This window comes from Streptomyces sp. TG1A-60 (genome assembly GCF_037201975.1).
In the GTDB taxonomy this organism is placed as follows: Bacteria; Actinomycetota; Actinomycetes; order Streptomycetales; family Streptomycetaceae; genus Streptomyces.
This window is the reverse complement of sequence record NZ_CP147520.1, coordinates 4,855,267-4,873,118: the sequence shown is the minus strand read 5'-3', so window position 1 is coordinate 4,873,118 and position 17,852 is coordinate 4,855,267. Positions and strand designations below refer to the sequence as shown.

Below are 17,852 nucleotides of genomic sequence, written 5' to 3'. Positions count from 1 at the left end.
GGAGGTCAGCTCGCCTTGCGGTGGAACGGGTGCAGGAGGTCGGACAGGTGCCAGTGGTGGTCCTCCCCGGACTCGGCGGCGTCCGTCGCCGCGTCCGCCGCCGGGCGGGGCTCGGGCACATGCCGGCGCCGCTCGGCGTCCTGCACCGTCGACACCCGCCCCGGCCGCATGATCCGTACGACATGACCGTCGCAGTACTGGCACGTGGGCCTCGACAGCGGGGACGGCACGACCTGGCCGTCGGCCACGTACATCACGAAGTCGCGCCCCTGGGCGTCGTTGTGGTGCTCGATCTCGTACGACTGCTCCCAGCCGTGCCCGCAGCGCATGCAGGCGAACGAGTACGACTCGTGCACGACGGCGGTGGCGGTGTCCCGCAGCACGGTCCGCTCTGCGATCTCGGTCATAGCCAGCTCCTCTGGTCCGCTGGACGGTGCGGACGTGTACGCCCGCACCACCCAGTGGACGCCTCGGCCGACCCCGAGCGCACGCCATCTGCCAAGTGTTGAAGGGCATTTGGCCTCCCTTTGTGGGAAGACCGCAGCCGCGAGGGCTGTCCTTTGCCCGGCTTTGCCAAAGCATGGGCCGGGGGCGTTCCGGGAACGTCATGGGGGTGGGGCGCGAAGCACGGGGCGCGGCCCTGCTGTTCAGGCTTTCCAGGGGCGCGGGGAACTGCGCGAGCAACCCCGCACCACCCACACCCGAAACGCACCCGACCCGCTACGGCGCTGAACGCTTCGCGGCCACCACCGCGTCGAAGACCTCCCGCTTCGGCAGCCCGGCCTCCACCGCCACCGCCGCGATCGCCTCCTTGCGCCGCTCCCCCGCCTCCTCGCGGACCCGGACCCGCCGCACCAGCTCCGCCGCGTCCAGTTCCTCCGGCCCCTTCTCGGGAGCGCCCTCCACGACGACGGTGATCTCCCCACGCACCCCGGCCGCCGCCCACGCGGCCAGCTCGCCGAGCGGGCCCCGCCTGACCTCTTCGTAGGTCTTGGTCAGTTCGCGGCACACCGCGGCCCGCCGCTCGGTACCGAACACCTCGGCCATCGCCGTGAGCGTGGCGTCCAGGCGGTGCGGCGCCTCGAAGTACACGAGGGTGCGCCGCTCCTCGGCGACCTCGCGCAGCCGCCCCAGCCGCTCACCGGCCTTGCGCGGCAGGAACCCCTCGAAGCAGAACCGGTCGACGGGCAGCCCGGACAGGGCGAGTGCGGTGAGGACGGCCGACGGCCCGGGGACGGCGGTGACGCGGATGTCCTTCTCCACGGCCGCGGCGACCAGCCGGTACCCGGGGTCGGAGACCGACGGCATGCCCGCGTCCGTGACCAACAACACCCGCGCGCCGCCCGTCAGCGCCTCGACGAGTTCCGGGGTGCGCGCGGCCTCGTTGCCCTCGAAGTAGGAGACGATCCGCCCGCCCGGCTGGACGCCCAGCGCCTGGGTGAGCCGGCGCAGCCGCCGGGTGTCCTCGGCGGCGACCACGTCCGCGCCGGTCAGTTCCTCGGCGAGCCGGGGCGGGGCGTCCGCGACGTCGCCGATGGGGGTGCCTGCCAACACAAGGGTTCCTGTCACGCCCCCATCCTCCCAGCCGGCGGCGCACCCGCGGGCGCCGTACCGCACGCACCCCCGGCCGCCACCGGCCGCCATCGGGCGCCACGCCCCGGCCCCTTGCGCGGCCACGGCCCACATTTCCGTCCCGCAGGACTCCCACAGCCGTGTTCCCTACGATGGCTCGGTGACGAGTACCGCGTCCTCCACGGACACCCGGCAGGAGCAGGCCCAGGACCAGGCCACCGACGAGCAGCGGCCGTCGTGGCAGCAGCGGCTGCGCCGATTCGGCTACGCGGCACAGCCGACCAGCGACGTCCGCGACCGGCTGGTGCCCCCGTACACCCGGCCCGGCCCACGGGTCTGGGCCGCGCTCGGGCTGCGCGAGGAGGTCGGGGCGCGCATCACGCGCTGGGCGGCGTGGGGCGGTCCGCTGCTGGTGACGCTGGTCGCGGGACTGGCGCGGTTCTGGAACCTGGGCCACCCCAGGGCGGTGATATTCGACGAGACGTACTACGCCAAGGACGCGTGGGCGATCGTCCACCGCGGATACGAGGTCAACTGGGCCAAGAACGCCAACCAGCTGATCCTCCAGAACAACGGGGACGTACCGATCCCGACGGACGCGGCGTACGTGGTCCATCCGCCCGTCGGCAAGTACGTCATCGGCCTGGGCGAGCTGATGTTCGGGTTCAACCCGTTCGGCTGGCGCTTCATGGCGGCCCTGCTCGGCACCCTGTCCGTGCTGATGCTCTGCCGGATCGGCCGCCGTGTCTTCCGCTCGACGTTCCTCGGCTGTCTCGCGGGCGCGCTGATGGCGGTGGACGGTCTGCACTTCGTGATGAGCCGTGCCGCGCTGCTCGACACGGTGCTGATGTTCTTCGTCCTGGCCGCGTTCGGCTGTCTGGTCGTCGACCGGGACCGGGCACGAGAACGCCTGGCCGCGGCGCTCCCCCCGGACGGCGACGGAGCCGTACGCCCCAACTCCCTGATCGCCGAGGCGACCCGCCTGGGCTGGCGCCCGTACCGCTGGCTGGCCGGCCTCTGTCTGGGCCTGGCCCTCGGCACCAAGTGGAGCGCCCTGTACTTCGTGGTGTTCTTCGGGATCATGGCCGTGCTCTGGGACTACTCGGCCCGCAAGGTCGCCGGTGCCCGCAGGCCGCTGGTCGCGACGCTCCAGCGCGACCTGGGCCTCGCGTTCCTGTCCACGGTCCCGGTCGTGATCGCCACGTACCTGGTCTCCTGGACGGGCTGGATCCTCTCCCCGGACGACGGCACCGGCGGCTACTACCGCGACTGGGCGGCGACCCACGGCAAGGGCGGCTGGTTCGCCTGGCTGCCGGACTGGCTGCGCAGCCTGTGGCACTACGAGCACCAGGTCTACGAGTTCCACGTCGGCCTGTCGTCCCCGCACCCGTACCAGTCGAACCCGTGGAGCTGGATCGTCCTCGGCCGCCCGGTCTCGTTCTTCTACGAGTCCCCGGCGCCCGGCAAGGACGGCTGCCCGGCCGACACCGCCGACAAGTGCGCCCGCGAGGTCCTCGCCATCGGCACTCCGCTGCTGTGGTGGGCCGCCGCATTCGCCGTCCTCTACGTCCTGTGGCGCTGGTTCTTCCGCCGCGACTGGCGGGCCGGCGCGATCGCCTGCGGCATCGCCGCAGGCTACCTCCCCTGGTTCCTGTACCAGGAGCGCACGATCTTCTTCTTCTACTCCGTCGTCTTCCTCCCCTTCCTCTGCCTCGCCGTCGCCATGATGATCGGCGCCGTCCTCGGCCCGCAGGGCGCCCCCGAACGCCGCCGCGTGGCCGGCGCGGCCGGCGCCGGCGTCCTGGTCCTGCTGATCGCCTGGAACTTCATCTACTTCTGGCCCCTGTTCACGGGCCAGTCCATCCCGATCGACGACTGGCGGTCGCGGATGTGGCTGGATACCTGGGTGTGATGGCCTGAAGCCGGTTCCCCGGGGCCGTCGGCCTAACAATCAGGGAACACACAGGGAGCATTTTTCCCGCCCGTCGCTTCACCGTGTTTACAGTGAGCCCCGGAAAGCGGTTTCTGAACGCGTTCAAAGTGTTGGGGAGCCGGTGATCAAAGCCATGACGGGGTAGCAACGGGGAGGATCAGGTCATGCGCAAGGGGGTCAAGGTCGCCATAGTCGGCGGGGTGCTGGCGACGATGCTGGGGGGCGCCGGGTACGGCGGGTACAACTTCGTGACCGCGCTCAGCGACAGCGGTGCGGGCGCGGAGAAGCGGAGCGGGCCGCCGAGCGGTGACGAGGTCGAGGAGACGGCGGAGAAGTTCTTCGCGGCCTGGGAGAAGGGCGACGCGGTCACGGCGTCGTCGTACACGAACAACGCGGTGGACGCGGGGAAGGTGTTCGGCAGTTTCGTCGACACCGCGCGGATCGACGACGTGCGGATCGAGCCGAGGAAGCCGACCGGGGCCGGCGGCCGGACCGTCCCGTTCTCCGTCGCGGCGACGGTGTCGTACCAGGGCGAGAGCAAGAAGCTCGCGTACGAGAGCGAACTGGCCGTCGTGCGCGGGAAGACGACCGGGCGGGCGCTGGTCGACTGGCAGCCGTCCGTCGTGCACCCCGAACTGAAGGACGGCGACTCGCTGTTCACCGGTGAGGCGGCGACGCCGCCCATCGAGGCCGTGGGCCGGGACGACACCGTGCTGACGAAGGAGAAGTACCCCTCCCTCGGGCCGGTCATCGACACCCTGCGCGAGCGCTACGGCGACAAGGCGGGCGGCACACCCGGCATCGAACTGGGCATCCGGCACACCGCCACGAACGCCGGCGACACCACCCTGCTGACCCTCGCCGAGGGCAGGGCGGGGCAGCTGAGGACCACGATCAGCGCGCGGGCGCAGGCGGCGGCCGAGAAGGCGGTCAAGAAATACCCCGAGTCGTCCGTGGTCGCCCTGCAGCCCAGCACCGGGCAGGTGCTGGCGGTCGCCAACAACCGCGAGGACGGTTTCAACGCGGCCTTCCAGGGCGCGCTCCCGCCCGGCTCCACCATGAAGATCATCACCGCCGCGACACTCATCGACAACGGCGTGACCTCCATGAACGGTCCCGCCCCCTGCCCCGACACGGCCACCTGGCAGAGCCAGACCTTCAAGAACCTGCCGGGCCTGGAGGCCGACGAGGGCGCCACCCTCGCCAACAGCTTCATGCGGTCCTGCAACACGGCCTTCATCAAACTCGTCGACGAGGAGCCGCTGACCGACGCCTCGCTGACGAACGAGGCCCAGGAACGATTCGGCCTCGGCAACGACAACTGGCAGACGGGCATCCCCTCGACCGACGGCAAGGTGCCGCCGTCCTCCGGGCCGAACCGGGCCGCCAACGCGATCGGGCAGGGCGACGTCCTGATGAACCCGCTGAACATGGCGTCCGTGACGGCGACGGCGATCACGGGCACGTTCCGCCAGCCGTACCTGGTGTCGCCGGAGCTGGACGACCGCGAACTGGCGACGGCGAAGGGGCTGTCGGCGGGCACCGCGTCGCAGTTGAAGCAGATGATGAGGCTGACCGCGACGCGGGGGACGGCCGCGGGCGTCATGTCGAGGCTCGGTGGGGACATCGGGGCGAAGACCGGGTCCGCGGAGATCGACGGGCAGGCTGTGGCGGACAGTTGGTTCACCGGCTTCAGCGGGGATGTGGCCGCGGCGGCGATGTCGGAGGGCGGTGGCCGTGGGGGTGAGGCCGCCGGGCCGATGGTGGTGGATGTGCTGCGAGCGAGTGGGTGAGTTCCGGGTGACGCCGTAGGGGCGCGGGAACCGCGCGACCAGCCCCCACCCACCCGCGGGCGAACTCTCGTCCCGAACCCACGGAGTGATCCGCGGGACTCTAGTGTGGGGGTTCTCGTTGAGGGACGAGAGGCAGCCGGGGGCAGCGGAAGGTCAAGAGCGTGGGTAAGAGAAGGCGTGTCGACGAGCGGAAGACCTCGGCGTCGGGCAGGTCACGACGGCCCCTCGTGCTGGGCGGCCTGGCCGTCGCGGCCCTCGGGGGCGGCGCGTTCGCCGTGTACACGGTGTTCGGCGGCGGCGCGGCGGCCGAGGACGGTTCGGCCGGCGCCAAGGCCGTGAAGAGCGGGCCGCTGTCCGCCGGCGAGGTCCGTACGGCCGCGACCGCCTTCCTCACCGCCTGGCAGAAGGGCACCGCCGCCGAGGCCGCCGCCGCCACGGACGACCCGGCCGCCGCGAGGGCCGCGCTGACCGGCTTCACCAAGGACGCCCACATCACGGACGTCACCCTCACCCGTGGCAAGCGCGCGGGCGACGAGGTGACGTTCTCGGTGAAGGGCACGGTGTCCTACAAGGGCACGGACAAGCCCCTCACGTACACGTCCGCCCTCACCGTCGTACGGGCGGAGAAGGACGGCGAACCGGTCGTCGGCTGGCGGCCGTCCGTCGTCCACCCCGACCTCGACGAGGGTGACCGCCTGGTGACCGGCGAGGCCGGCACGCCTCCGGTGAAGGCCCTCGACCGGGACGGCGGCGAGCTGACGACGGAGAAGTACGCGTCGCTGGGCTCGGTGCTGGACGGCCTGCGGGAGAAGTACGGCAAGAAGGCGGGCGGCAAGGCGGGCGTCGAACTGCGGATCGTGCGGGCGGACCCGGCGAAGGACGAGGCGGACGAGAAGTCCACGGCCTCCGGGAAGCCCGCTGAGGACGAGAAGTCCGCCGGCTCCGAGCAGGAGGAGAAGGCCGCCGACAAGACGCTGCTGGAGCTGAGCGAGGGCACGCCGGGCGAGCTGAAGACGACGCTCGACCCGTCACTCCAGGCCGCCGCCGAGGAGCAGGTGAAGGCCACGAAGCGGGCGTCGGTGGTCGTGATGCGCCCCTCGACCGGCGAGATCCTGGCCGCGGCGAACTCCGGCAGCTTCAACGTGGCCTTCCAGGGCTCCCTCGCCCCCGGCTCCACGATGAAGATCGTGTCGTCGGCTCTGCTCATCGACAAGGGCCTGGCCTCGGCGGACAAGGTCCACCCGTGCCCCAAGTACTCGTCGTACGGCGGCTGGAAGTTCCGGAACGACGACAAGTTCGAGATCGAGAACGGGACGTTCAAGGCGAGCTTCGCGCGCTCCTGCAACACCGCCTTCATCTCCCAGGCGAAGGAGCTGGACGACAACTCCCTGACCCTGGAGGCCCAGCAGGTCTTCGGGCTCGGCCTGAACAACTGGGCCATCGGGGTGTCCAGCTTCGACGGTTCGGTGCCGGTGCAGAGCGACGCCCCGATGGCGGCCTCGCTGATCGGCCAGGGCGGGGTGCGGATGAACCCGCTGAACATGGCGTCGGTGGTCTCCACGGCCAAGACGGGCGTCTTCAAGCAGCCCTATCTCGTCCCCGCGTCGGTCGACGGCCGCACCCTCGCCACCGCCCCCCGGCCCATGTCGTCCACCGTGCGGTCCCAGCTGCGCGAACTCCTCCGGTACACCGCCGCGGCCGGTACGGCGGCCGAGGCGATGGCGGGCCTCGGCCCCGACTACGGCGCCAAGACCGGCTCCGCCGAGGTCGACGGCCAGAAGCAGGCCAACGGCTGGTTCACCGCCTGGAAGGGCGACCTCGCCTCCGCCGGAGTCGTCCAACAGGGCGGCCACGGCAGCGAGTCGGCGGGCCCGATCGTGGCAGCCCTTCTGAAGGCGGGCAGCGGGGGCTGAGCGGCGCGGCCCAGAGCGGGCAGCCGGGCTGAGCGGCGTACCTCAAGAGCCTCCGCGAGGGGACAACCCGGTCGCGTGGCCGGTACACGCGCCGCTAGCGTGCCGGGCATGAGCGACGTCGCGCAGGACACCGAGGGCTCCGCGGCCCATCCCCGTTTCGCCGAGGCGCTGGCCGCGCTGGGCCTGGGCGAACTGCACGCCAAGATCCGCCGGTTCCCGGAGGCCACGCGGACGGCGGCCGAGGCAGCCGCCGCGATCGGCTGCGAGTTGGGCGAGATCTGCCGGCGCGGCGGGACGGTCGCGTGGCTCCGGCCGTTCGCCACCGTGGGCCTCCTCGGCGCCGCGCTGTCCGTGGCGGCGTACGGACTGGTTCTGTGGGCCCGGACGAGGGCGGAGCTGGCCCCCGTCGCGGCTCTGCGGGAGTCGTCGGTTGTCGTGGGTGCGGCCATCGGTGCGGTGTTCTTCAAGGAACGGTTCGGGATGCCGCGGATCATGGCGGCGGGGCTGCTGGTGGCGGGGATCGGGCTGATGCTGCTGGCCGGGTGAGCGGTGAAGAGGCGGGCAGGCCGTGCGTCGGCGGGCGTGGAGGAGCACTCTGGAAAGAGGGGTTCCGGAGGTGATCGTCATGATGAAGACCGTTGTCGGATGGCACATCGAGCTGGAGTTCCAGGAGGACGAGCAGCGCACCCGGGCAGCCGCCCTCGTGCGACTCCCCGACGGGAAGGAGATACGCGCCAACGGCTACGCCAGCCGTCACCACACCGACTCCAATCAGCCCCGGGTCGGCGAGGAGATAGCCGGCGCGAGGGCCCTGAACGAGCTCGCCATGAAGCTCCTCACCAAGGCCCATGACGAGATAGACGAGGCATCGGGCAGGACGTCCCACCCGATAGCGCTCTGAGAACGGCGGCACGACCGGCTCGCAGCCGCTACCGGACCGCCCCAGTCGCGGACAGCCCGAATCGCGGGCCGTCCGAGCTGCGGGCAGTCGTGCCGCCCCGGTGGCAGGGGCAGGTGCCCAGGCCGCCCGGGTCCAGCCCTGTGCTGATCTCGCGCAGCCACCTCAACCACCTCTTCCAGACCGAGGGCCTCCGTGTCGCCACGTACGTCCGCGAGCAGCGTCTGCGGCACGCGTAACGCGGTCTCCTCGTCGTCCGTTGTGCGGCCATGGGTGCGACACCCGCTCGGAGTCCGATGATTCCTCGGGTGCTCAGCCCAGCAGGATCGTGACCTCGATGTTGTCGCGGGTCGCGTTCGAGTACGGGCAGACATGGTGGGCCGCGTCGACGAGCTTGGCCGCGATGTCCTGGTCGATGACCGGGAGGGAGACGCTGAGGGCGACGGCGAGGCCGTAGCCGCGCTGCTTGTTGGGGCCGATGCCGACCTTCGCGGCGACGGTGGAGCCGGTCAGGTCGTAGCCCTGGCGGCGGCCGACGAGCACCAGCGCGTTGTGGAAGCAGGAGCTGTACCCGGCGGCGAACAGCTGCTCCGGGTTGGTGCCGTCGCCGTCGCCGCCCAGCTCCGGCGGCATCGCGGCCTTGAGGTCGATCCGGCCGTCCTGGCTGGTGATGTAGCCGTCCCGGCCGCCGTGCGCCGTGGCCTCGGCGACGTACATGATCTTCGTCGGCCGCGTGTCGGTGCGGGTCTCCACAGCTGCGTCGTCGGTCATTGCCTTGGCCTCCCCCAGGACGGGCGCGGGCCTCCCAGGACAGGCGCGCACGAATACATCGCGCACAAGGTACCGACTGGTAGAGCGTACGCGGTTACCCGGGGGTAGTAACCATGGGTAACGCAAGGTCACCGAATCACCCTGAGCGGGCCCCGGTCACCGGCCGCCCGTCAGCGCCCCGCCGCCTTCGTCGCCCGCGCCGCGAGCTGCCACAGCTCCTCACGCAGCCGGCCCGCCTCGGGGCCGCGCAGACCGGTCGCGGCGGCGAGGGTGGCGGGGACGGCCGCCGCGCGGTCCCGGAGCTGTTCGCCGCGCCCGGTGAGCACGACCCGCACCGAGCGCTCGTCCCGCGCCGACCGCTCCCGGCGCAGCAACCCCGCCGACTCCAGCCGTTTCAGCAGCGGCGAGACGGTGCCGTAGTCGAGCCGCAGGGCGCCCGCCAGTTCCTTGACGGTGGTCTCGCCGCGCTCCCAGAGGCAGAGCATGACCAGGTACTGCGGGTAGGTGAGCCCGAGCTCGTCGAGCAGCGGGCGGTACGCGGCGGTGACCGCGCGCTGGGCCGCGTACAGCGCGAAGCACAACTGCTCGTCGAGGAGCAGCGAACCGTCCCACGCGGCGTCCTCTTGTTTCGTCACGCGCCCCATTCTCACGGACGGGCGGTGCGGCGTCCCGGGGTACCGGCAGTCGACGGCTTCCGACGCCTTGCGATGACGTGCGACCGTGTGTGATCACCGGCGGACGCCCCGGAGCCCGTCAGCGCCCCGTGGTGACCGATCGCGGATCGAATCCGAACGGCAGCTCCAGCCGGTGGGCCCGCATCAGCCGGTCGTCGGCGAGGAGTGCGCCGGTCGCGCCGTCGGCCGCGATGACGCCCTCGCTGAGGATCAGGGCGCGGGGGCACAGTTCGAGGGCGTACGGCAGGTCGTGCGTGACCATGAGGACGGTGACGTCCAACGACCGCAGGATGTCGGCGAGTTCACGGCGGGAGGCGGGGTCGAGGTTGGAGGACGGCTCGTCGAGGACGAGGATCTCGGGCTCCATGGCGAGGACGGTCGCCACGGCGACCCGGCGGCGCTGCCCGAAGGAGAGGTGGTGGGGCGGCCGTTCCCTGAACTCCGCCATGCCGACCTGTTCGAGGGCCCGGTCCACCCGGTCCTCCAGCTCGGCCCCCTTCAGCCCCGCGGCGGCCGGGCCGAAGGCCACGTCCTCCCGCACGGTCGGCATGAAGAGCTGGTCGTCGGGGTCCTGGAAGACGATGCCGACCTTCCGCCGGATCTCGGCCATGTGCCGCCTGCCGACGGACAGTCCGGCGACGGTCACCGTGCCCGCGCCGCCGGTGAGGATGCCGTTGAGGTGCAGGACGAGGGTGGTCTTGCCGGCGCCGTTCGGCCCGAGCAGGGCGACCCGCTCGCCGCGCCCGATCGTGAAGTCGACGCCGAAGAGGGCCTGGTGGCCGTCGGGGTACGCGAAGGCCAGCCCGGCGACGTCGAGGGACGGAGGGTCGAGGGACGGAGGGTCGAGGGACGGGGGCACGACTTCCTTGGACACGGTCACAGGGTCCATCCCAGCAGACAGACGACGAGCGCGGCGACCGGGAGGGCGAAGGCGTACGACCACTGTGCCCGGGACGCGGTCACCTCGTCGATGACGGGCATGGCACCGGCGTACCCCCGGCTGATCATGGCCAGATGGACGCGCTCCCCCGCTCGTACGAGCGGATGAACAGCGCACCGGCCGACTTGGCGAGCACCCCCCAGTGCCGTACGCCGCTCGCCTCGAAGCCGCGTGACTCGCGCGCGATCCGCATCCGCCGCATCTCCTCGCTGATCACGTCCCCGTACCGGATCATGAAAGACGCGATCTGGACGAGCAGAGGCGGCAGTCTGAGGCGTTGGAGGCCGAGGAGGAGTTCGCGGAGTTCGGTGGTGGCGGCGAGGAGGACGGAGGCGGCGACGCCGAGGGTGCCCTTGGCGAGGACGTTCCAGGCGCCCCACAGCCCGCTGACGCTCAGCGACATGCCCAGGACCTCGACCCGCTCGCCCTGTGCCACGAACGGCATCAGCACGGCGAAGGCGACGAACGGGATCTCGATCAGCAGCCGCCGGAGCAGGAATCCGGCGGGGACGCGGGCCACGTGGGCGACGACGCCCAGCAGCACGGCGTACAGCCCGAACGCCCACATCGCCTCGCGTGGCGTCGACACCACGACCACCACGAAGGCGAAGACGGCCGCGAGTTTGGTGTGCGGCGGCAGGGCGTGGACGGGCGAGTGCGCGTGCCGGTAGAGCTTGTGGGCGTGACCCGCGCCCACGTCAGGCCGCGTTCTCGGGCACGGAAGCGGGGGTCGGCGAGTCGTCGGCGCGGCGCTTGCGTACGGCCCGGAAGATCCCGGTGCCGGCGACGACCGTGACGCCGACGCCGATCACGCCCGCGAGACCGCCGGAGAGCCGGGCGTCGGTGAGGCCCTCGACGCCGTAGTCGGCGAGGGGGGAGTCGGCGGCGGCGTGGTCCTCGGACCTGGCGTCGATGCCCTTGTCGGCGGCGACCTTCTCCAGGCCGTCGGGGTCGGCGGAGGCGTAGAAGCTGACGACACCGGCGAGGAGGAGGGAGGTGCCGAGACCGGCGAGGAGGAGCGTGCGGGTGGATCGGGCGGCGACGGGCGCTGGGGCGGGCGCCGGGTCGGCGGCGGGGACGTCGACGAGTTCGCCGTTCACCCGGAGCTTGAGGGGGGCGGTCAGACCGCGGGCGCCGTACACGAGGTCCGGCCGTACGGCGATGACGGCGCCGACGGTGAGGGCGGTGATCGCGGCCTCACCGATGCCGATGAGGACGTGGACGCCGACCATGGCGGTGAGGACCGAGCCGAGCGGCACGTCGGTGGTGCCGCCGATCGCGTAGACGAGGGTGAAGGCGGCGGCTGCGGCGGGCACGGAGATCAGGGCGGCGGCGAAGGCGGAGCCGGTGACGGAGCGCCGCGTCCTGGGAAGCACCTTCACCAGCCCGCGGAAGACGACGTACGCGACGACGGTCGTGACGACGGCCATGATGCCGATGTTCACGCCGAGGGCGGTGAGGCCGCCGTCGGCGAAGAGGATGCCCTGCATCAGGAGCACCACGGACACGCACAGGACCCCTGTGTAGGGGCCCACGAGTATCGCGGCCAGGGCCCCGCCGAGGAGATGCCCGCTGGTCCCGGCCCCGACCGGGAAGTTCAGCATCTGCACGGCGAAGATGAACGCGGCGACGAGCCCGGCGAGCGGCGCCGTCCGCTCGTCCAACTCACGCCGGGCGCCCCGCAGGCTCACGGCGACCGCACCGGCGGCGACGACTCCGGCGACCGCCGAGACGGGGGCGTTGATGAATCCGTCGGGCACGTGCATACGAGGGCTCGCTCTCCTGGTAGGGGGCCGGGCCACCGAGTGGGGAGGCGTTGGCTGGGGCGGTCAGCGGATGGCTGGAACCGTATGATGATAGGGCCTTGTTGCGACATCTTCGCAAGAGCGCGTGACAGTGGATTAGCGAGAGGTTCGCCGTAGCGCGGCGGCCCGCGCCCCGCCCTTCCGTGGCGACGGCGGCCCGCGCCCGGCCCTCCTCCGTAGCGGCGGCGGCCCGCACCCGGCCCCCTCCGTGGCCCCGAAGCCCCGCGCGGCCCCCCTCCAGCGGCGCGGGGCGGGAAATGTGCGACATTGGAAAGGCACTGGACAGCGGATTCACAGCTTCTGCTTGGGTCACTCAGCATGAGGAGCCACCCCGATGTCTGTCACGGTCGAGCAGTACGCCCGGGCCCATGTCGTCACGGACTCCCCCGAGGACCTGGACACGGTCCTCGTCCTCCTCCGCTGCGACACCGACACCTCCGAGGTCCGCGTACGCCTCCCCGGCCCCGACGAGTGGACCTTCCCCCGCGACCTCCTCGAACGCGGCCTGCGCACCCCCACCACCGCCGGCCCCGTCAGCATCTGGCCCTGTGGCCGCGTCCAGGCCGTCATGGAGTTCCACTCCGCGCGCGGGGTGGCGGTGTTGCAGTTCGACACGAAGGCGCTGATCCGCTTCTTGCGGCGGACTTACACCGCTGTGCCGGTGGCTCGCTGAGACGACCGCGGGGACGCCGGACCCCGATGCCCCCCGGGCGGCGCGTCCTGCTGGTCGCCCGTGACGCGATCGCCGTCGCCCTGCGCCTGGTGTTCGCCGGGCTCGGCGCGGCGCTCCCCGACCTGCCGCCCGCCCCCAACGCCTCGGTCTCACGGTGGGACGACGACCGGGGACGGTCGCGGCCGGCACGGTGGGGCGACACCGCGCACCTCCGCTGAGCCGGGGCCGGGGGGCGGCTCCCGGCTCAGACCGGCACGGTGAGCGTGGCCGTGTAGCCCTTCTCCACGCTGCCCTCCATGTCGGCCAGCTGCTGCTCGTGGCCGTCGCTGAAGACGCCGTCGGTCTCCAGGGAGAGCTGCCCGAGGGTGGTGACGCTCTGGCTGTAGCCGTCGGTGGCGTACACGGTGTCGCAGACGTCCTTGGGGAAGGCGAGCTGCGAGGTGGCGACGATCGACCGGGCGGCGGTGGCGTCGTCCAGGCTGCCGTAGACCTCGAAGTGGATGTGCGGCCAGCGGCCCGGGTAGCAGGCGGGGAAGATCGACGTGAAGGTGACCTGGCCCTTCTCGTCGGTCTCCTGGACGCCGCGCAGGTAGTTCTCCTCGGTGGCACCGTCGGAGTAGAGGGAGTACCTGCCCTCCCGGTCGCAGTGCCACACGTAGACGGCCGCGCCCTCCTTCGGGGTGTCGCAGCCGGCGGACTGGTCGACGACCGTCAGGGTGACCGTCAGCGGTACGCCCTCGGCGACGCCGCTCGCCGAGCCGAAGCTCCTCGTGATGTCCCGGCGGACGACACCGCTCTCCTTGAGCACGTTCGGGCCGTTCGAACCGTCACCGGGGTACGGGCCGGCCGTCTCGCTCGGGATGACCTCGCAGTCCGAGCCGGAGGATCCGGACGAGGCCGAACCGGACGAGGACGACCCGGAGGAGGCCGAGTCCGACGTACTGCCCGACTCGTCCGACGTACAGGCCGCCACCAGCGGAACCATGCTCGCACCCGCCAGCAGTCTGATCATGCGGCGGCGGGCGAACAGGGGAATGTCGTGGGCGAGCCCTCCGTCGATCTCGTGACCGTGGTCGTGGTCGTGGTGGCCGTTGCCGCTGGGGGCTTTGCTCATGATGCGAACCGCGCTTTCCGAGTGTTCCCGTCGTGGAATGCGCGTGATGCTATGAGCGAATGCTGTGCGAAGCCCAGGTCTCTGCCGTGAACCCCTTGTGGGGGTCAGTCCGTTGCGACGTGGGCGACGAAGCGGGTCCAGGTGGCGGGGGTGAGGGTGAGGGTACCGGATCTTCCAGCAGGACCCCGGTGTGTTCGCCCGCGCCGTGCGAACACTCGGCATCCCCTTCGACGATCCGGTCTCCGCCACACCGTTCCCCACCGACCTGACGGAGAACCGTCCGCTGGAGCGGCGGGTGGACACGCTGCTGCGCATCGAGACGAAGAGGGGCGAAAGCCGGTGAGGGCTCCCGTCCCCACGGGCCCTCACCGGCGCTCCTGCCCGGCAGCCGTCCTGCGTGTCAGGCGCGGACGATCTCCCTGTCCTCGTCGTCCTCGGCCGCACTCTTCGAGGCGTCGTCCAGCGCGCGCAGGCCCTCGCCCTCGACGTCGACGTTCGGCAGCGCGCGGTCGAGCCACTTCGGCAGCCACCAGGCCTTGGCGCCCAGGAGGGCGAGGACGGCCGGGACGAGGGCCATACGGACGATGAACGCGTCGAAGAAGACGGCGACGGCGAGGCCGAAGCCGATCATCTTGACCATCGACTCGCTGGACCCGACGAAGCCGGCGAAGACGGCCATCATGATGACCGCGGCGGCGGTCACGACCCTCGCGCCGTGCTTGAAGCCGGTGACGACGGCCTGGCCGGGGCGCTCGCCGTGGACGTACGCCTCGCGCATCCGGGTCACGAGGAAGACCTCGTAGTCCATGGCGAGACCGAAGACGACACCCACCATGAAGATCGGCATCATCGACATGATCGGGCCGGTCTCCTCGACGCCCACGACGTCCGCCAGCCAGCCCCACTGGAAGACCGCGACGACCGCGCCGAGGGCCGCCATCACCGAGAGCAGGAAGCCGAGGGCCGCCTTCAGGGGGACCAGGATCGAGCGGAAGACGACGATCAGGAGGAGGAAGGCGAGGCCGACCACCAGGATCAGATACGGGACCAGGGCGTCGTTGAGCTTCTGGGAGACGTCGATGTTCATCGCCGTCGCGCCCGTGACCAGGATGTTCGCGTCCGTTTCCGCCTTGGTGGCGGTGCCCGCGTCGCGGATCTCGTGGACGACGTCCTCGGTCGCCACGGACGACGGCTTGGAGTCGGTGATGACCGTGATCATCGCCGTGTCACCGGACTCGTTGTACGTCGCCGGGGTGACCGAGACGACGCCCCTCATGTCCTTGACCTCGTCGGACACGTCGGCCACGACGGCCTTCGGGTCGTCCGAGGCCTTCGCGTCGACCACCAGCATCAGGGGCCCGTTGAAGCCGGGGCCGAAGCCCTCCGAGAGGAGGTCGTAGGCGCGGCGCTGGGTCGTGGAGGTCGGCTGGGAGCCGTCGTCGGGCAGGCCGAGTTCGAGTGAGGTCGCCGGGATCGCGGCGGCGCCGAGGCCCACCACACCGAGGAGGAGCACCATCACGGGCTTGCGGACGACGAAACGGGCCCAGCGCGTACCCGTGTTGGGCTTCTCCTCCGCCGAGGCGTCCTTCGCCCCCACCGAAGCTGCCTTCCGCTCCCCTGAGGCATCCCTCGCCCCCACCGAGGCTGCCTTCTCCTCCGCCCGGCCTTCCTTCACCTGGGCTTCCTCCGCCTTGGCCCGGCCCCCGCCCATCCAGCGGGCCTTGTGCCCCGTCGACTGGACCCTCCTGCCCGCGTAGCCGAGCAGCGCCGGGACCATGGTGAGGGCGATGAGGACCGCGATGGCGACCGTGCCCGCCGCCGCGACGCCCATCTTCGTGAGCATCGGGATGTTGACGACCGCGAGGCCGACGAGGGCGATGACGACGGTGAGGCCGGCGAAGACCACGGCGGAGCCGGCCGTGCCGGTGGCGCGGCCCGCGGCCTCCTCGCGGTCGCGGCCCTCGGCCAGTTCCGCGCGGTAGCGGGAGACGATGAAGAGGGCGTAGTCGATGCCGACGGCGAGGCCGATCATCATGGCGAGGGTCGAGGTGGTCGAGCCCAGGTCCAGCGCGCTCGCCAGCGCGGTGATCGCCGAGACGCCTATGCCCACGCCGATCAGGGCAGTCAGCAGCGGCAGCCCGGCCGAGACCAGCGAGCCGAAGGTGATGACGAGGACCACCGCGGCGATCCCGATGCCGATGATCTCGGCGGCGCCGGTGTGCGGGACGGCCTGCAGTGCGTCACCGCCGAGCTCGACGGTCAGCCCGGTGTCGCGGGCGTCCTCGGCGGCGTCCTTCAGGGCGTCCTTGGAGGCGTCGTTCAGCTCCATGCCGGAGACGTCGTACCGCACCTGGGCGTACGCGACCGTGCCGTCCTCGGAGACCGACTTCGTCTGGAACGGGTCGGTGACCGAGCTGACCTCGGAGCCGGTGCCCAGAGCCTCGACGGTCTTCTCGACGGCCGCCTTGTGGGCGGCGTCGGCCATCTTCTCGCCCTCCGGCGCCTTGAAGACGACCCGCGCGGTGGCTCCGTCGGCGCTCATACCGGGGTAGCGCTGTTCCAGCAGGTCGAAGGCCTTCTGGGCCTCGGTGCCGGGGACGGAGAAGGAGGATGAGCCCGCGGTGGGCGCGGAGGCGGCGCCGACACCCGCGAGTGTCAGCAGTGCCACCCAGATCAGGGCTACGAAGTGCCGTCGCCGGAAGGCGAGTCGGCCCAGCTTGTAGAGGAATGCGGCCACGGGGTGGTACTCCCGTTCAGGTTGTGGACGTGCGGACGGGCAGGACGGAGCGGCCCGTGCCGGGAAGCGGGGAGGGCAATGGCAAGGCAGGCCTGATCAGCCGACCACGAGGGGGCACTTCCCGGCTCGTGCGAGCCGGGAGGCGGGGGAGGTCGCGTCAGACGGTCAGGTAGGGCTCAGCGGGTTCGGCGCGGGGTCCGGGGTGGCGCCCGCGGAGGTGTCAGTCGGCCGGCACGCCGAGGGCGGGGAGGACCACGGCGTCGAGATACGAGGCGAAGAATGCCTGGGTCGGCGGCAGTTCGTCGATGAGGTCTCTCGCGACGAAGGCGCCGACGAACATGTGCAGCACGTACTCGATGGCCTGGTTGTCCGCCCGAACCTCTCCCCGGTCGACGGCACGCTGCACCAGGCGGTGGACCTCCCGCATCTCGGGCTCGATGATCAGCTCACGGAAGGCTCTCAGGAGGTCGGGATTTCCGTGGATCGCCATGGCCACGCCCCTCATCAGCGCGGTGTTCTGCTCCATGACGCCGTCGTCCTGGCTCCTCACCAGCGCGTGCAGGTCGCCCCGCAGGGACCCGGTGTCGACGGAGGCGATGTCGGTGATGTCGGGGCCGGGCTTGTTGTGCCGCATCGCCCTCGCCACCAGCTCCGCCTTGCCGCCCCACTGGCGGTAGAGGGTGGCCTTGCTGGACCGGGTGCGGGCGGCCACGGCGTCCATGGTCAGGGCCTCGTAGCCGACCTCCCGGAGCAGGTCGAGCACGGCCGCGTAGAGCTCGGCCTCACGCTCGGGCGTGATCCGACTGCGGCGCGCTGTCGCGGTCCGAGTCATCCCACTCCCCTAACTACGGCTGGACGTTCGAGACGACAAGGTTACCCGCCACGCACCACGGCACGGGGTCGGACACCACGCCTGCCGAACGAAACTGTTTCGTACGCTTGCGACGATACCCCGGGCTTCCAGCGAAACGAAACGGTTTCGTTCGTGGTCTGGATCACGTCATCGTCCGCCGGCCGCCTGCACGAGTT

The 17,852-nt window shown here is 71.4% G+C and carries 17 protein-coding genes and 2 pseudogenes; 9 read left to right on the top strand and 10 right to left on the bottom strand.

Annotated features, from left to right (window positions below):
• Nucleotides 1-5: 5 nt before the first annotated feature.
• On the bottom strand, nt 6-407 hold the full coding sequence (locus WBG99_RS21200) for a hypothetical protein (RefSeq protein ID WP_338897796.1): 402 nt from the start codon (nt 405-407) through the stop codon (nt 6-8).
• Between the two features lie 313 nt (nt 408-720).
• The gene (rsmI, locus tag WBG99_RS21195; RefSeq protein ID WP_338897795.1) at nt 721-1,569 is read right to left on the bottom strand and encodes a 16S rRNA (cytidine(1402)-2'-O)-methyltransferase; all 849 of its coding nucleotides are present in this window, start codon (nt 1,567-1,569) and stop codon (nt 721-723) included.
• Between the two features lie 163 nt (nt 1,570-1,732).
• Between rsmI and WBG99_RS21190 the strand changes: the two genes are divergently transcribed.
• The 6 genes and pseudogenes from WBG99_RS21190 to WBG99_RS21165 all read left to right on the top strand — a co-directional run bounded on the left by WBG99_RS21190 (nt 1,733) and on the right by WBG99_RS21165 (nt 8,348).
• A complete protein-coding gene (locus tag WBG99_RS21190) occupies nt 1,733-3,484 on the top strand; it encodes a phospholipid carrier-dependent glycosyltransferase (RefSeq protein ID WP_338897794.1) in 1,752 nt (583 codons plus the stop codon).
• Nucleotides 3,485-3,669: 185 nt separating this feature from the next.
• Complete coding sequence (locus WBG99_RS21185) at nt 3,670-5,298, top strand: penicillin-binding transpeptidase domain-containing protein (RefSeq protein WP_338897793.1); 1,629 nt, start codon at nt 3,670-3,672, stop codon at nt 5,296-5,298.
• A 161-nt stretch (nt 5,299-5,459) separates the two neighbouring features.
• Nucleotides 5,460-7,211 (top strand): penicillin-binding transpeptidase domain-containing protein, encoded by a 1,752-nt coding sequence (locus WBG99_RS21180; protein WP_338897792.1) that lies wholly within the window; start codon nt 5,460-5,462, stop codon nt 7,209-7,211.
• Nucleotides 7,212-7,517: 306 nt separating this feature from the next.
• Nucleotides 7,518-7,757, top strand: a pseudogene (locus WBG99_RS21175) (EamA family transporter); the annotation flags it as partial.
• Between the two features lie 79 nt (nt 7,758-7,836).
• Nucleotides 7,837-8,112, top strand: coding sequence for a DUF1876 domain-containing protein (locus WBG99_RS21170; protein ID WP_338897791.1), 276 nt, complete (start codon nt 7,837-7,839; stop codon nt 8,110-8,112).
• 113 nt (nt 8,113-8,225) lie between these two features.
• Entirely contained in the window at nt 8,226-8,348 is a 123-nt protein-coding gene (locus tag WBG99_RS21165) for a hypothetical protein (RefSeq protein ID WP_338897790.1), read from the top strand.
• Nucleotides 8,349-8,421: 73 nt separating this feature from the next.
• Here the strand turns inward: WBG99_RS21165 and WBG99_RS21160 are convergent, their stop codons facing one another.
• The 5 genes and pseudogenes from WBG99_RS21160 to WBG99_RS21140 form a co-directional block, all read right to left on the bottom strand.
• Nucleotides 8,422-8,880 carry an organic hydroperoxide resistance protein gene (locus WBG99_RS21160; protein WP_338897789.1) on the bottom strand — a complete coding sequence of 153 codons (459 nt, stop codon included), beginning with the start codon at nt 8,878-8,880 and terminating at the stop codon, nt 8,422-8,424.
• A 170-nt stretch (nt 8,881-9,050) separates the two neighbouring features.
• Complete coding sequence (locus WBG99_RS21155; protein ID WP_338897788.1) at nt 9,051-9,515, bottom strand: MarR family transcriptional regulator; 465 nt, start codon at nt 9,513-9,515, stop codon at nt 9,051-9,053.
• Nucleotides 9,516-9,633: 118 nt separating this feature from the next.
• On the bottom strand, nt 9,634-10,428 hold the full coding sequence (locus tag WBG99_RS21150; protein WP_338897787.1) for an ABC transporter ATP-binding protein: 795 nt from the start codon (nt 10,426-10,428) through the stop codon (nt 9,634-9,636).
• A 2-nt stretch (nt 10,429-10,430) separates the two neighbouring features.
• A pseudogene (gene cbiQ, locus WBG99_RS21145) lies at nt 10,431-11,191 on the bottom strand (cobalt ECF transporter T component CbiQ).
• A gap of 1 nt (nt 11,192) precedes the next feature.
• Nucleotides 11,193-12,260, bottom strand: coding sequence for an energy-coupling factor ABC transporter permease (locus WBG99_RS21140; RefSeq protein WP_338897786.1), 1,068 nt, complete (start codon nt 12,258-12,260; stop codon nt 11,193-11,195).
• A 373-nt stretch (nt 12,261-12,633) separates the two neighbouring features.
• On the opposite strand from WBG99_RS21140, the gene WBG99_RS21135 reads away from it, so the two are divergent.
• Together WBG99_RS21135 and WBG99_RS21130 are read left to right on the top strand one after the other, a co-directional pair.
• A complete protein-coding gene (locus tag WBG99_RS21135) occupies nt 12,634-12,972 on the top strand; it encodes an SsgA family sporulation/cell division regulator (protein WP_338897785.1) in 339 nt (112 codons plus the stop codon).
• A gap of 26 nt (nt 12,973-12,998) precedes the next feature.
• A complete protein-coding gene (locus WBG99_RS21130; RefSeq protein WP_338897784.1) occupies nt 12,999-13,190 on the top strand; it encodes a hypothetical protein in 192 nt (63 codons plus the stop codon).
• Between the two features lie 26 nt (nt 13,191-13,216).
• Here WBG99_RS21130 and WBG99_RS21125 read toward each other — a convergent pair whose 3' ends face one another.
• The gene (locus WBG99_RS21125) at nt 13,217-14,086 is read right to left on the bottom strand and encodes an intradiol ring-cleavage dioxygenase (RefSeq protein ID WP_338897783.1); all 870 of its coding nucleotides are present in this window, start codon (nt 14,084-14,086) and stop codon (nt 13,217-13,219) included.
• A gap of 190 nt (nt 14,087-14,276) precedes the next feature.
• On the opposite strand from WBG99_RS21125, the gene WBG99_RS21120 reads away from it, so the two are divergent.
• On the top strand, nt 14,277-14,429 hold the full coding sequence (locus WBG99_RS21120; RefSeq protein ID WP_338897782.1) for a hypothetical protein: 153 nt from the start codon (nt 14,277-14,279) through the stop codon (nt 14,427-14,429).
• A gap of 57 nt (nt 14,430-14,486) precedes the next feature.
• Here WBG99_RS21120 and WBG99_RS21115 read toward each other — a convergent pair whose 3' ends face one another.
• Both WBG99_RS21115 and WBG99_RS21110 read right to left on the bottom strand, forming a co-directional pair.
• Nucleotides 14,487-16,823 carry an MMPL family transporter gene (locus WBG99_RS21115; RefSeq protein ID WP_338897781.1) on the bottom strand — a complete coding sequence of 779 codons (2,337 nt, stop codon included), beginning with the start codon at nt 16,821-16,823 and terminating at the stop codon, nt 14,487-14,489.
• 220 nt (nt 16,824-17,043) lie between these two features.
• Nucleotides 17,044-17,655 (bottom strand): TetR/AcrR family transcriptional regulator, encoded by a 612-nt coding sequence (locus tag WBG99_RS21110; RefSeq protein WP_338897780.1) that lies wholly within the window; start codon nt 17,653-17,655, stop codon nt 17,044-17,046.
• Nucleotides 17,656-17,852: the final 197 nt, after the last annotated feature.

Bases quoted from the DNA above. Each gene is read 5' to 3' on its own strand.
- WBG99_RS21125 (WP_338897783.1), bottom strand. From the start codon at position 14,086: ATGAGCAAAGCCCCCAGCGGCAACGGCCACCACGACCACGACCACGGT.
- WBG99_RS21130 (WP_338897784.1), top strand. From the start codon at position 12,999: ATGCCCCCCGGGCGGCGCGTCCTGCTGGTCGCCCGTGACGCGATCGCC.
- WBG99_RS21160 (WP_338897789.1), bottom strand. From the start codon at position 8,880: ATGACCGACGACGCAGCTGTGGAGACCCGCACCGACACGCGGCCGACG.
- WBG99_RS21200 (WP_338897796.1), bottom strand. From the start codon at position 407: ATGACCGAGATCGCAGAGCGGACCGTGCTGCGGGACACCGCCACCGCC.
- WBG99_RS21140 (WP_338897786.1), bottom strand. From the start codon at position 12,260: ATGCACGTGCCCGACGGATTCATCAACGCCCCCGTCTCGGCGGTCGCC.
- WBG99_RS21135 (WP_338897785.1), top strand. From the start codon at position 12,634: ATGTCTGTCACGGTCGAGCAGTACGCCCGGGCCCATGTCGTCACGGAC.
- WBG99_RS21185 (WP_338897793.1), top strand. From the start codon at position 3,670: ATGCGCAAGGGGGTCAAGGTCGCCATAGTCGGCGGGGTGCTGGCGACG.
- WBG99_RS21110 (WP_338897780.1), bottom strand. From the start codon at position 17,655: ATGACTCGGACCGCGACAGCGCGCCGCAGTCGGATCACGCCCGAGCGT.
- WBG99_RS21170 (WP_338897791.1), top strand. From the start codon at position 7,837: ATGATGAAGACCGTTGTCGGATGGCACATCGAGCTGGAGTTCCAGGAG.